The sequence below is a fragment of the Streptomyces sp. NPDC058691 genome (assembly GCF_042714775.1).
GTDB lineage: Bacteria > Actinomycetota > Actinomycetes > Streptomycetales > Streptomycetaceae > Actinacidiphila.
The window spans coordinates 1-12,149 of record NZ_JBHXSO010000039.1; the positions used below are offsets into that span (position 1 = coordinate 1).

At 72.1% G+C, this 12,149-nt stretch carries 11 protein-coding genes; 4 read left to right on the top strand and 7 right to left on the bottom strand.

Features of this window, described 5'->3' with window-relative positions:
• Positions 1-22: 22 nt before the first annotated feature.
• Complete coding sequence (locus ACFWVC_RS25460) at positions 23-964, bottom strand: anti-sigma factor RsbA family regulatory protein (protein WP_384290503.1); 942 nt, start codon at positions 962-964, stop codon at positions 23-25.
• 164 nt (positions 965-1,128) lie between these two features.
• Between ACFWVC_RS25460 and ACFWVC_RS25465 the strand changes: the two genes are divergently transcribed.
• Together ACFWVC_RS25465 and ACFWVC_RS25470 are read left to right on the top strand one after the other, a co-directional pair.
• The gene (locus tag ACFWVC_RS25465; RefSeq protein WP_384290505.1) at positions 1,129-1,923 is read left to right on the top strand and encodes an ArsR/SmtB family transcription factor; all 795 of its coding nucleotides are present in this window, start codon (positions 1,129-1,131) and stop codon (positions 1,921-1,923) included.
• A gap of 44 nt (positions 1,924-1,967) precedes the next feature.
• Positions 1,968-2,174 carry a hypothetical protein gene (locus ACFWVC_RS25470; RefSeq protein ID WP_384290507.1) on the top strand — a complete coding sequence of 69 codons (207 nt, stop codon included), beginning with the start codon at positions 1,968-1,970 and terminating at the stop codon, positions 2,172-2,174.
• A 12-nt stretch (positions 2,175-2,186) separates the two neighbouring features.
• Here the strand turns inward: ACFWVC_RS25470 and ACFWVC_RS25475 are convergent, their stop codons facing one another.
• Genes ACFWVC_RS25475 through ACFWVC_RS25500 form a run of 6 tightly spaced genes read right to left on the bottom strand, consistent with a single transcriptional unit; the run spans position 2,187 to position 10,181 of the window.
• Positions 2,187-3,158 carry an acetylxylan esterase gene (locus ACFWVC_RS25475; protein WP_384290509.1) on the bottom strand — a complete coding sequence of 324 codons (972 nt, stop codon included), beginning with the start codon at positions 3,156-3,158 and terminating at the stop codon, positions 2,187-2,189.
• A 19-nt stretch (positions 3,159-3,177) separates the two neighbouring features.
• Positions 3,178-4,773: a glycoside hydrolase family 43 protein gene (locus tag ACFWVC_RS25480; protein ID WP_384290510.1), complete on the bottom strand. Its 1,596-nt coding sequence runs from the start codon at positions 4,771-4,773 to the stop codon at positions 3,178-3,180.
• Positions 4,770-7,067 (bottom strand): beta-glucosidase, encoded by a 2,298-nt coding sequence (locus ACFWVC_RS25485; protein WP_384290693.1) that lies wholly within the window; start codon positions 7,065-7,067, stop codon positions 4,770-4,772. The genes ACFWVC_RS25480 and ACFWVC_RS25485 overlap by 4 nt, the downstream gene beginning before the upstream one ends.
• Before the next feature lie 47 nt (positions 7,068-7,114).
• Positions 7,115-7,933: a carbohydrate ABC transporter permease gene (locus ACFWVC_RS25490; protein ID WP_384290512.1), complete on the bottom strand. Its 819-nt coding sequence runs from the start codon at positions 7,931-7,933 to the stop codon at positions 7,115-7,117.
• Complete coding sequence (locus tag ACFWVC_RS25495; RefSeq protein ID WP_384290514.1) at positions 7,933-8,862, bottom strand: carbohydrate ABC transporter permease; 930 nt, start codon at positions 8,860-8,862, stop codon at positions 7,933-7,935. The genes ACFWVC_RS25490 and ACFWVC_RS25495 overlap by 1 nt, the downstream gene beginning before the upstream one ends.
• A gap of 14 nt (positions 8,863-8,876) precedes the next feature.
• Positions 8,877-10,181: an ABC transporter substrate-binding protein gene (locus ACFWVC_RS25500; protein ID WP_384290516.1), complete on the bottom strand. Its 1,305-nt coding sequence runs from the start codon at positions 10,179-10,181 to the stop codon at positions 8,877-8,879.
• A 149-nt stretch (positions 10,182-10,330) separates the two neighbouring features.
• On the opposite strand from ACFWVC_RS25500, the gene ACFWVC_RS25505 reads away from it, so the two are divergent.
• Both ACFWVC_RS25505 and ACFWVC_RS25510 read left to right on the top strand, forming a co-directional pair.
• Complete coding sequence (locus tag ACFWVC_RS25505; RefSeq protein ID WP_384290519.1) at positions 10,331-11,383, top strand: LacI family DNA-binding transcriptional regulator; 1,053 nt, start codon at positions 10,331-10,333, stop codon at positions 11,381-11,383.
• Positions 11,384-11,610: 227 nt separating this feature from the next.
• Positions 11,611-12,093, top strand: coding sequence for a hypothetical protein (locus ACFWVC_RS25510; protein ID WP_384290521.1), 483 nt, complete (start codon positions 11,611-11,613; stop codon positions 12,091-12,093).
• Positions 12,094-12,149: the final 56 nt, after the last annotated feature.

Sequence of the window (12,149 nt, forward strand, 5' to 3'; positions counted from 1 at the left end):
AGGGCGCGTCGCCGGCCCACGGCTACGCCGGGGTCAGCCGCAGGTAGAAGCGGATCCTGGTGCCCTCCGCGCCGGTCCGCGTGCGGACCAGGTCGGCGAGGTGGTGCACCATCAGCAGGCCGCGCCCGTGCGGCAGGCCGCGGACCGCGGGGCGGCGCCCGGCGAGCGGGTCGTCCAGGCGGCCCGCGTCGGCGATCTCGCACACCACGTGGCCGTCCTCGGCCCACACCGCCGCGGTCCCGGAACCGCCCCCGTGCACCACGCTGTTGGTGATCAGCTCCCCCGCGGCCAGCGAGAAGTCGCCGAGCCGCTCCCCGGTCAGGCCGAGCCGGCGGGCCCGCTCGGTCGCGGTGTGGCGGGCGCCGGCGAGGTGCTCGGCGTCGAAGGGGCCGGGGACGGTGTCCGGCGGCGGGGGCGGCAGGGTGTTGTACGCGGCGACCACGCGGTCCGGCGCGTACGCCGCGCTGCGCGACAGGCGTCCGCCGTCGACGGTGACGGGGTGGGTGGCGTGGGCGTCGGCGAGGGCGGTGGCGTCCAGGCGGGCGGCGTCGTAGGGGCACAGGATCGTCACGGGGCTCTCGGCGAAGGCCAGATTGATCAGGGCCTCGTGCTGGGCGCAGGCGGGGTACTCGGTGGCGGTGCGTCCCGGCCAGACGGGCTCGCCGATGATCCGGACGCGGCCGCCCGGGTGCTCGTCGGCGAAAGCGCGCAGCACGCCGGGGATGATGCGGCCCGGATTGCGCCCGGCCTGCTGCATGTCGAGCCAGCGGACCTGGTCCGCGCGCGCTCCCAACTGGGCCCGCAGAAGCTCCAGTCGGGCCCCGGGAACGGCGACGGCGACCGGTTCGCCGGCGTAGAGCCCCTCCAGGACGAAGGGAACCGTGCCCTCCATGTACTCGCGCATGCTCCGGTAGAACAGCGCCGGGTGCACGAACGGCCCGGCGCCGGAAGCCTCGTTCCGCACCTCGCCACCTTCCGCCGCCCCCGGTGACCCTACCAACCGCGCACGTGCCGCGGGCACGGCAGCGCGGGTCGGCGGGCGGGGCGCCGCGTTGACAGGCAGCCGCTCGGCTGCCTATGTTCGACGGGACAGGCAGCCGGACAGCTGCCTGTCCGGGACGGCGGGGAATGGACGACGCGATCTTCAAGGCACTGGCGGACGTCAGCCGGCGCAGGCTGCTCGACAGCCTCAACGCCCGCAACGGGCAGACCCTGCGCGAGCTGTGCGCAGGTCTGGACATGGCCCGGCAGTCGGTCAGCAAGCACCTCGCGGTCCTGGAGGCGGCACACCTGGTGACGACCGCCCGCCGCGGCCGCGAGAAGCTGCACTTCCTCAACGCCGCCCCCGTCAACGCCATCGCCGAGCGGTGGATCGACCAGTACGACCGCGAACGCGCCCGCGCGCTCGCGGACCTGCACAGGGCATTGGAGCTGCCGGCGATGAGCGAGAGCGCGTTCGTCTACACGACCTACATCCGCACGACGCCGGAACGCCTCTGGCAGGCCCTGACCGATCCGGCCTTCACGCGCCGCTACTGGGGCGTGGCCTTCGAGACCGACTGGCGGCCGGGGTCGCCCATGGTCTGGGAGGAGAAGGGCGCCCGGACCGCTGACCCGGAGCAGGTCGTCCTGGAGTCCGAGCCGTACCGGCGGCTGTCGTACACCTGGCACACCTTCACCCCGCGCTGGGCCGAGAACGCCGGCGTGGACGCGGACGTGCTCGCCCGGCTGATCCGCGAACAGCGGTCCCAGGTGACCTTCGAGATCGAACCGCTCGGCGACACGGTCAAGTTGACCGTCGTCCACGAGGCCCACGACCCCGGCAGCACCGTCCTCGACATGGTCCGCCACGGCTGGCCCGCCCTCGTCTCGGGCCTCAAGACGCTTCTGGAGACGGGCGACACCCTGCCCGAGCCGCGCTAGGCACGTCACGGGAGGGGAGCGCAATGGGTGCGTGGAGCAGGGCGGTGTACGACCTCGCGTTCGGAGCGGCCCTGTTGTCGGTGGCGCTCGATGTGGGCAACACCGCGTGGCGACTTCACCGTTGGGCGGCGAATCGGCCGCGGCTCGGTGCCGTCCTCACGCCCGTGGTGCTGAGGGTCGCGGCCGCGGTCCTGGGAGTGACGGGGATGACGATCGGCGCCGTCCGTCTGGGTCTTGCGTTCAACGGCTGAGGCTGGTGCCGCCTACGCGCCCAGACGGGTGCGCAGGAAGGCGAGGGCGGCCTCGTCGTCGTCGATCGCGCCGCCCTCGTGGCCGTTGTAGGGCCAGACGTCGATCGCCTTGGGGCCCGCATAGGCGTTGTACGCGGCGAAGACCGTCGAGGGCGGGGTGATCTCGTCCATCAGGGCGGCCGAGAAGCGGGCGGGGACGTGGGCCCGGGCGGCGAAGTTGACACCGTCGAAGTAGGCGAGGGTGCGGTGGACGCGGGCGGCGCTGGCGCGGTGCACGGCGAGGTAGCGGCCGATCTCGCGGTAGGGGTCGGCGTCCGTGATCACGACGGCGCGGGGGAAGTCGCACAGGAACGGCACGTGCGCGACCAGGGCCGAGACGTCGGGGACCAGGGCCGCGACCGCGAGTGCCGTGCCGCCGCCCTGGCTGGCGCCGAGGACCGCCACGCGGCCGGCGTCGACGGAGGGCAGTGTGCGTACCGCGTCGACGGCGCGCACGGCGTCCGTGAACAGCCGCCGGTAGTAGTACCGGTGGGGGTCCTCGATGCCGCGGGTCATCATGCCCGGCGCCTGGGGGCCGGCGGCCCCGGAGTCGGGGGTGTCGCCGCGGCTCCAGCCGGAGCCCTGGCCACGGGTGTCCATGTGGAAGTGGGCGAAGCCCGCGGACGCCCACAGCAGCGACTCCAGGGCGTGTCCGCGGCCGCCGCCGTAGCCGACGTAGGTCACGACCGCGGGCAGCGGGCCCTCGGCGCCGCGCGGGAGCCGCAGCCAGGCCCGTACGGGCTCGCCGCCGTACCCGGGGAAGGTGACGTCGAAAACGTGCACGGTGCGCAGGCCGGTGGCGACCGGCTCGACCGTGACGGCGCCGGGTGGCGCGGCGGCACGGGCCGCGGCGAGCGTGGCGTCCCAGAAGTCGTCGAAGTCGTCCGGCGCGGTCTGGGTGCTGCGGTGGGTCCGCAGTTCCGGCTCGGGCAGGTCGGTGAACAAGGGTGTGGCTCCAGGGTGGTCAGGGGGTGAGGGGCCGGTAGTCGAACCAGCCGACGTCGGCGACGCCGGCGGACACGGCGCCGTGCGCGGTGGCGTAGGGGCCGAGCCACACGCCGAGGAAGCCCCCGGCACGCGGGGAGCTGAGGAATCCCCCGTCCACCGTGATCAGTTCGGTCTCCTCCGGTCCGTACCGCAGCCCGTAGCGCTGGCCCTCAGCGTAGATGCGCAGGATGACCGGTCCGCCCGGGGGCAGGGGCGCCTCGGCGACGATGCGTTGCACGCCGTGCTCGCGGAGGGCGGCGAGGACACGGCGTCCTCCGCGGCCGTCGCCCGCCGCGGCCAGCACGAGGTGGTCGGTCTCCGACTGCCGGACGGCCAGGCCCGCCCATTCGCCGGGCGTCCCCGGCGCCACGTCGAACAGCGCGGCGACGCTGACACTTTGGTGCTGCTGCCGGCGGCCCAGGAAGCAGGGCGTGGCGGTGTCGGCGAGCGACGCGGCGCCGAGCGGCAGCCGCAGGAAGCCGGGTCTGGCGGTCAGCGACCAGAACGGCGCGCCGGTGCGCACCTGGTTCCAGGACGGGCGCAGGGCCGGGCCGTCGAAGTCGTCGCGGACCGGTTCCCGGTGAGGCTCGTCGGCGGGGGCTCCGGTCTCCGGCCGGGGGAACGGTCCGAGCGTGGTCCCGACGCCGGGCGCGAAGACCGGCCAGCCGTCCTCCCACGTCACGGGGACGAGGAAGGTCTCCCGCCCGAGGTTCGGGTGGTAACCGCCGTAGGGGCGGCTACCGAGGAGCACCGCCCACCACTCCCCCGCGGCGGTGTGCACGAGGTCGGCGTGGCCGACGCCCACGACGGGGAAGTCCCGTCCCAGGTGCCGGTGGGTGAACACCGGGTTGGCGGGGTTGCCGGTGTAGGGCCCCGTGACATGGTCGGAGCGGGCCACACTGACGGCGTGCCGGTGCTCGGTGCCGCCCTCCGCGGCGAGCAGGTAGTAGCGGCCGTCCCTCTTGTACAGGTGCGGCCCCTCCGCCCACACCGCGCCGTGCAGCGCACCGCGCCACAGCAGGTGCTCGGGCCCGGTGAGGGCGAGCGCGACGGGGTCGAACTCCCGCAGCCAGACGTCGGTCTGGCCGTCCCACTCCCCCGGTTCCGCGAGTCGCGTCCCGGTGCACCAGGCGCGGCCGTCGTCGTCGAAGAAGAGGGAGGGGTCGATGCCGGGGGCGTCGTCGAGCCACACGGGGTCGCTCCAGGGCCCCGCGGGGTCGGTGGCGGTGACGACGAAGGTGCCGTTCCTGCCGGTGCCGCCGACCAGGGTGGTGATGACCCAGAAGCGGCCTTCGTGGTGCCGGATCGTCGCGGCGAAGATCCCCTCGGACGACGCGACCGAGCCGAGGTCCACCTGCGAGGGGCGGTGGAGGACATGGCCGATCGGCCGCCAGTGCACCAGGTCGCGGCTGTGGAAGACGGGGATGCCGGGGAAGTACTCGAAGGTCGAGGTGATCAGGTAGTGGTCGTCGCCGACCCGGCAGACGCTCGGGTCGGGGTGGCAGCCCGGCAGTACGGGGGCGGCGGCCGCGAACCGCGCGTCCGCCTCCCCCGTACCGCCGGACGGCTTCACGCGCCGGCCCCGGCGGCGGTGACCCGTGCGTGCAGCCGGCGGGTGTGGTCCACCTGCCGTGCCGGGCCGGCGAGTTCGGCCCGCGCCGTGAGCCGGACGTCGGCGCTGGAGGCGGCCAGCCGCAGTTCCAGCGCGCCCGGCTCCACGACGCGCCGGCCGTCGCGGCCCGTGAAGGCCGCCACATCGGCGGGCACGGTCACCCGGACGCGGGTCGACTCGCCCGCCTCCAGCGGCAGCCGCAGGTACCCGACCAGTCGCTGCACGGGCTGCACGACGGAGGCGACCGGGTCGTGCAGGTAGACCTGGACGACCTCGCTGCCCGCGCGGGCACCGGTGTTGCGGACGGTGAAGGACAGCTCGACCTCGCCGTCGGTGCCGGCGACGGCGCGGCCGTCGTCCCCGGCTCCCGTCACCTCCAGGTCGTCCCACTCGAAGGCCGTGTACGTCAGCCCGTGGCCGAACGCGAACGCGGCGGCCGGGTCGATGTTGGAGACCTCGCTGGCCCGCGCGAGCGGTGCTGCCAGATACGTGGACGGCTGCACGGCCGGATGCGCGGGCACGCTGACCGGCAGGCGCCCCGAGGGGGCGATGCGGCCGCCGAGGACGCCGGCGAGCGCCGGGGTGCCCTCCTGGCCGGGGAAGAAGGACTGCACGATCGCGGCGGCCTCGGTGACGGCCCGGCCCAGGGCGTAGGGCCGTCCGGCGAGCAGGGTGAGCACCACGGGGGTGCCCGAGTCGAGCAGCGCGTCGAGGAGTTGCTGCTGCACGCCGGGGAGGGTGAGCGACTCGGCGTCGCAGCCCTCGCCGCTGGTGCCGCGTCCGAACAGGCCGGCCCGGTCGCCGAGCGCGGCGATGACGACGTCCGCGTCCCGCGCGGCGCGCACGGCCGCCGCGAAGCCCTTGGTGTCGGGATCGTCGATGCCGCAACCGGCGACGGTGACGATCTCGGTGCCGGGGAACTCCGCGACCAGCGCCTGGCGCAGCGTGGGCAGGTCGATGCCGGGCGGGGTGCCCGGGTGCTGCGATCCGACGTGGACGGGGAAGGAGTAGCAGCCCAGGACGGCGGCCGGGGTCTCGGCCTGGGGGCCGACGAGCGCGATCCGGGCGGGCCGGCCCAGCGGCAGGGTGCCGTCGTTGCTCAGCAGGATCACCGAGCGTTCTGCGAGCCGCCGGGACAGCTCGCGGTGGGCCGCTGAGTCCAGGTCGACGGTGCCGCGGAGGCTCTCGGGGTCGCTGAGGTCGGCCTCGGCGAGGGCGGGTGGCACCGGGCTCCACTCGGGGTCGAGCAGCCCGAGTTGCGCCTTCTGCGTCAAGACCCGGCGCAGGGCCCGGTCGATGAGCTTCTCGTCGATCCGGCCGGCGGCGACGGCCTCGCGCAGCGGCTGCCCGAAGGTCTTGACCGTCGGCAGTTCGATGTCGACACCGGCGGTGAGCGCTGTGCCGGCGGCGTCGGCCCAGTCGGCGGCGACGCCGTGCAGCGTCTTGAGGAAGGCGATGCCGAAGTAGTCGGCGACCACGGTGCCGTCGAAGCCCCAGGCGTCGCGGAGCAGTCCGGTCAGCAGTTCCTCGTCGGCCGCCGACGGCACGCCGTCGGTGTCGGTGTAGGCGTGCATCACCGAGCGGACGCCGCTCTCGCGGACCGCCATCTCGAACGGCGGCAGGACGACGTCGGCACGTTCGCGCGGGCCCATGCTCACCGGCGCCAGGTTGCGTCCGGCGCGGGAGGCCGAGTACCCGGCGAAGTGCTTCAGGGTGGCGACGATGCCGGCCGACTCCAGGCCCTGGATGTAGGCGGTGGCGATGGTGCCCACCAGGTACGGGTCCTCGCCGATCGTCTCCTCGACCCGGCCCCAGCGGGCGTCGCGCACGACGTCGAGCACGGGGGCCAGGCCCTGGTGGATGCCGACCGCGCGCATGTCGCGGCCGATGGCGGCGGCCATGACCCGGACCAGTTCCGGGTCGAAGGAGGCGCCCCACGACAGCGGCACGGGATAGGTGGTGGCGCCCCAGGCGGCGAAGCCGGCGAGGCACTCCTCGTGCGCCATGGCGGGGATGCCGAAGCGGTTGGCGGCGGCGATGCGCTCCTGGGTGCGCATCAGGGACAGCGCGCCGAGGGCGGGGTCGACGGGGGCCGTGCCGAAGGGCCGGGTGAGCTGGCCGAGGCCGGACGGCAGGAGGTCGTCGAGGCTCGGGGGCTGGTCCATGTCGTGCTGGTGCGGGGCGACTTCGGCGCCCTCGTTGGATGCGCCGACCCAGACGCCGTAGAGCTGGGCGATCTTCTCGTCCAGGGTCATGTCGCGGATCAGCGCCTCGACGCGGGAGTCGGCGGTCACGTTGTCGTTCACTTTCCTCCGACACCCATCAGCCCTTGGACGAGGGCACGGCGGGCGAACAGGTAGACGAGCAGGACGGGGATGGTCGACAGGACCACGGCGGCCAGCAGGCCGGGGATGTTGATGCCGTACTGGGTCCGGAAGTTGTAGAGGCCCAGCGTGATCACCTTGGTCTCGTCGGACTGGGTGAGCACGAGGGGGAAGAGGAAGCCGTTCCAGGCCTGGAGCGCGGAGAAGACGACGATCGTCGACAGTCCGCTCTTGGACAGCGGCACCACCAGCTGGAAGAAGGTGCGGCGCACGGAGGCGCCGTCCACGGCCATCGCCTCGAACAGTTCGGTGGTGATGTCGCGCATGGTGCCGGTGAGGATCAGCGTGCAGACCGGCAGGCAGAAGGCGGCCGTGGGCAGGATCACGCCGAGCAGGTTGTCGTAGAGCCCGGCCTTGCTGATGACGTAGAACATCGGGACGATCACCGCCTGCGCGGGGATGGCGAGTCCCAGCAGGAAGAGCCGGAACACCCCGGAGGTGCCGCGTCCCCGGTTGCGGACGATGGTGAACGCCAGCGGCGGCACGAGCAGCACGACGATGGCGACGACGCTGACGGTGACGACCACGGTGTTGAGGAAGTACTGCCCGAAGCCGTTGCTGAAGTCCTGGACGTAGTTGTCCAGGGTGAAGGACTTGGGGAAGGACAGCGGGCCGTTGGCGCTGTACGCCGCGCGCGACTGCACGGTGGCGCCGAGCATCACGTACAGCGGCAGGCCGACCAGCGCGAGCCACACCAGGGCGCCGAGGCCCGCCAGGTAGTTGGGACGGCGCCTCATCAGAGCCCTTCCTTGGTGCCGGCCATCTTGTCGTAGCCGGAGACCTTGACCACGATCAGCGAGATCACGGTGGCCACGACGACGAGCATCAGCGCGATCGCCGCGCCCGCGCCGAAGTCGAAGCCCTTGAAGGCCTTGTCGTACATGTAGTAGGCGCTGATGGTGGTGTCGGTGCCGGGACCGCCCTGGGTGAGGATCAGCACGGTGTCGAAGGTGGTGAGACCGCCGACGACCATGAGGATCACCGAGGTGATGATCGAATTGCGCAGCTGCGGCAGCGTGATGTGGAAGAACTTCCGTACGGTGCCCGCCCCGTCGATCTCCGCGGCCTGGTAGAGCACCTGCGGGATGGCCCGGGTCGCGCCCTGGTAGATCAGGGCGTGGAACGGGGTGAACTGCCATGTGCTGACGAACACCAGCACCCCGATGGCGGCGGTCTGCGTGCCGAAGAGGTTGCCGTCGCCGAACAGCCAGCGCGCCTGTGAGGGCACGCCGAAGTTCGGGTCGAGCAGGGCCCGCCAGAGCACCGAGACCGCGGTGGCCGACAGCAGCAGCGGTACGAAGAAGATCGCGGACAGCACGGCCCGGTTGCGCTCGGGACCCGCCGCCCAGACGCCGAGCAGGATGCTCAGGGGGGTCTGGACGACCACGCCGAGCACGGTGAGCAGGACGCTCAGCCACAGGCTCTTGATCATCACGGGGTCCTGGAAGAGGTGGACCCAGTTGTCGAAGCCGGTGTACTCGGGCGAGCCGAGGCCGTTCCAGGCGGTGAAGGACAGGACCGCGACCATCACCAGGGGAACGAGGGCGAACAGGGCGAAGAACACGGTGGCGGGGAGCGCCCAGGCCAGGCCCGGCCGGCCGACGGTGCGGCCGGCCGGGCGCTGGGTCTGTCGCTTGCCCGTCACGCTGGCGGCGAGGGAAACCATGGGGATCGTCGCTCTCAGGCGGTGGGCAGGGCCTGCATGGCCTTGATGAAGGCCGCCGCGTCCATCTGCCCGTTGAAGAACTGCTGGACGGCCTGGTGGATCGGCGTGATGCCCGACGGCGGGTAGGCCTGGTCCCACGACAGCTGGAAGGACGGGGCCTTGTCGACCAGGTCGAACTGGTACTTCAGGTAGTCCGGGTTGTCGGCCGAGTCGAGGAACTTGGCGGTGTTCGTGGTGGTGGGCAGGTTGCCGATGGCCAGCTGCTGCTTCACGAAGTCGTCGGAGTACATGAGCTTGAGGAAGTCCGCGACCGCGTCCGGGTGCTCGGTCTTCTTCAGCACCGAGTAGAAGTTGTTGGTGTTGCCGACGACGTTCGCGGCGTCACCCTTGCCGCCGGTGACGGTCGGGAAGCCCGTGTACCCGAGGTCGTTCTTGGCGAAGTCCGGGTTGGCGTCCTGCTGCGTGGAGTACTCCCAGGAGCCCATGAGCTCGAAGCCGGCCTTGCCCGCGGCCAGCAGGGCGGGCGAGCCGCCGTCGGTGAACTTCACCGAGTCGTAGTTGGTGCCGAAGGCGCCCGCGTCGATGAGCTCCTTGAGCATGCCCAGCGCCTTCTTGCTGTCCTCGCTCTCCCAGGCGCTCTTGTCGCCGGACAGCGCCTTGGCGAACAGCTCGGGTCCGGCTATGCGGTCGTAGAGGTACTCGAACCACATGAGCGTGGGCCACTGGTCGCCGCCGCCGAGGGCGATCGGGGTGACGCCCTTGGCCTTGAGCTTCTTGACCGCGTCGACGAGCTCGTCCCAGGTCTGCGGGGGCTGGACGCCCGCGTCCGCGAGGACCTTCTTGTTGTTGAACAGCAGGACGGGCTGGGTGCCGCGCATCGGGACGCCGTAGGACTTCCCGTCGATCACCGCGGTGTTGAAGACGGAGGACAGGAAGTTGGCCTTCAGGCCGGGGTCCTTGGCGATGAAGTCGTCGAGCGGCAGGAGCAGGTCCGCCTTGACGAAGGGCTGGATGCTGCCGCCGCCCCAGTTGAAGAAGACGTCGGGCGCCTGCTTGGTGTTGATGATCGTCTGCAGCTTCTGCTGGTAGTCCGCACCGGGGATGGTGTCGAGGACCGCCTTGACCTTGGAGGTCTTGTTGAACTCGGCCACGATCTGCTTCTCCACCTTGTTGGCGGCGTCGCCGTACACCAGGACGTGAATCGTCCCGGAACCGCCGCCCGCGGAGGAGTCACTGCCGCCGCAGGCACTCAGAGTCAGGCCCAGTGCCAGGACCGCACCGCCGGCGACGGCACGGGGAAACCACGCACGCTTCTTCATCTTCGACCTCTCGAAAGTTTCGGCCACTTTGCCGAAATTCGCCTGACGATGGACCGTAGGCTTCCCTCAGTCCGGGGTCAACAGGGTGGAATCGACGGGACCAAACCGTTATCGAACGGCGGCGGGTCCGGTGCCCTATCCTGTGCGCCATGCATGAAGATGAGATCGAGGGCGGCCGGATCACCCTGGCCGACGTGGCATCGAAAGCCGGCGTGTCACTTTCGACAGTTTCGAAAGTCCTCAACGGCCGTCCCGATGTCGCCGCCCCGACCCGGAGCAAGGTCGAACGGCTGCTGGAGGCCAACGGCTACCAGCGTCCGGCACCCACCCAGCCCGAGTCCCGGCTGATCGAGATCGTCTTCCACGAACTCGAGAGCATCTGGGCGATGGAGCTGATCCGCGGCGTGGAGAACGTCGCCAAGAGCCGCAACATGAGCGTGGTGCTCACCGAGAGCGGCACCCGGCACGCCCCCGGCCCGGAGTGGATCGAGGGGGTGCTGCGGCGCCGGCCGCTCGGCGTCGTCCTGGTGTTCTCCACGCTCCCGGACGACCTGAAGCGCAAACTCCGGTCGCGGGCCATCAACTTCGTCATCATCGACCCCGCGGGCGACCCGGAGCCCGACGTGCCCTCCGTCGGCTCGGCCAACTGGGCCGGCGGGGTCGCCGCCACCCGGCACCTGATCGAGCTCGGCCACCGCCGCATCGGGATCATCACCGGCCCGGACGACATGCTCTGCTCCCTCGCCCGGCTCGACGGCTTCCGCTCCGCCATGGGCATGGCCGGGCTCGCGGTCGACCCCGATTTCATCCGGTACGGGGACTTCCATGTGCAGGGCGGCCACGACGGCGCGCTCGAGCTGCTGGAGCGCCCCGACCCGCCGACCGCGATCTTCGCGGGCAGCGACCTCCAGGCGCTCGGCGTCCTGGAGGCGGCCCGGGTCAAGGGACTTCAGGTCCCCCGCGATCTGTCCGTCGTCGGGTACGACGACATCCCGCTGGCGCAGTGGGCGAGCCCGGCACTCACCACCGTCAATCAGCCGCTGCTCGAAATGGCCGAGGAGGCCACGCAGATGCTGCTGCGCATGGCCCATTCCGGGGACACCGGGGACGTGGGCACCATGCGCGTGGAGCTCGGTGTCCGACTGGTCGTCAGAAAGAGCACCGCCCCGCCCCGCGACACCACTGGTCCGGACGGCGGCTGAGCCGGCCGTGGCCGCGGGGAGGGCGCACAGCGGGCGCACGGCAGCGTCGGCGTGGGCACGGAGGACCCCCCGGCCGCACCGTGTGACGAAGGCCACACCCGATGTCAACGGTCGTCGGAGTGGCGGTGATTACCACGCCCGGGTGGCGGGAAATGCTCGCTATGGCCGCGGCCGAGAGCCCTGGCCGGCCCCACTGATGGGCGTTCTTCTGAGGGGGAGATGCACCCATGCGTACCCACGCACGACACAGCCGCGGCGAACGCACGACGGCCGCGCTCGGGGAGGAGCACGAACGCACTCAGGTGCTCGCGCTCCTGACGGCGGACGACTCCGGCTCCGACGCCGCTCCTGACTCCACCGACGACGCCTTCGACGGCTTCGACGCCCTCGACGACGACGGCTTCGAGATCTTCCGTGTGCACTGCCCTGACTGTGCGCGCCCGATCGCCCTGCTCGCCGACGAGGACGTGCTGCCGGAGCACGCGCTGTGCTCCTCGCCGTGGAATCCGTTCGGGCTGACGGTCTGCCCCGGCTCGGGCCGCCCCGCCGCCGACGCGACGCAGGCCGACGGGGACGACGCGGCCGACGAGCAGGACTGGGGGCAGCTGCTCACGCTGCCGGACGGCCTCGACTGGCGCACGCAGCCGTTCTCGCACGTCGGTGGCCCGGGGTCGCAGCCGATCCGGGTGCCGTTCCAGCGCGCCGCCTGACTCGCGCAGCCGCGGTGCCGCGCCGCGCCGCCTGTCGAGAGGCGGCGCGGCACGGC

Coding starts and splice junctions, on each gene's coding strand:
- ACFWVC_RS25465 (WP_384290505.1), top strand. CDS start 1,129: ATGGACGACGCGATCTTCAAGGCACTGGCGGACGTCAGCCGGCGCAGG.
- ACFWVC_RS25485 (WP_384290693.1), bottom strand. CDS start 7,067: ATGACCCTGGACGAGAAGATCGCCCAGCTCTACGGCGTCTGGGTCGGC.
- ACFWVC_RS25490 (WP_384290512.1), bottom strand. CDS start 7,933: ATGAGGCGCCGTCCCAACTACCTGGCGGGCCTCGGCGCCCTGGTGTGG.
- ACFWVC_RS25495 (WP_384290514.1), bottom strand. CDS start 8,862: ATGGTTTCCCTCGCCGCCAGCGTGACGGGCAAGCGACAGACCCAGCGC.
- ACFWVC_RS25500 (WP_384290516.1), bottom strand. CDS start 10,181: ATGAAGAAGCGTGCGTGGTTTCCCCGTGCCGTCGCCGGCGGTGCGGTC.
- ACFWVC_RS25505 (WP_384290519.1), top strand. CDS start 10,331: ATGCATGAAGATGAGATCGAGGGCGGCCGGATCACCCTGGCCGACGTG.
- ACFWVC_RS25510 (WP_384290521.1), top strand. CDS start 11,611: ATGCGTACCCACGCACGACACAGCCGCGGCGAACGCACGACGGCCGCG.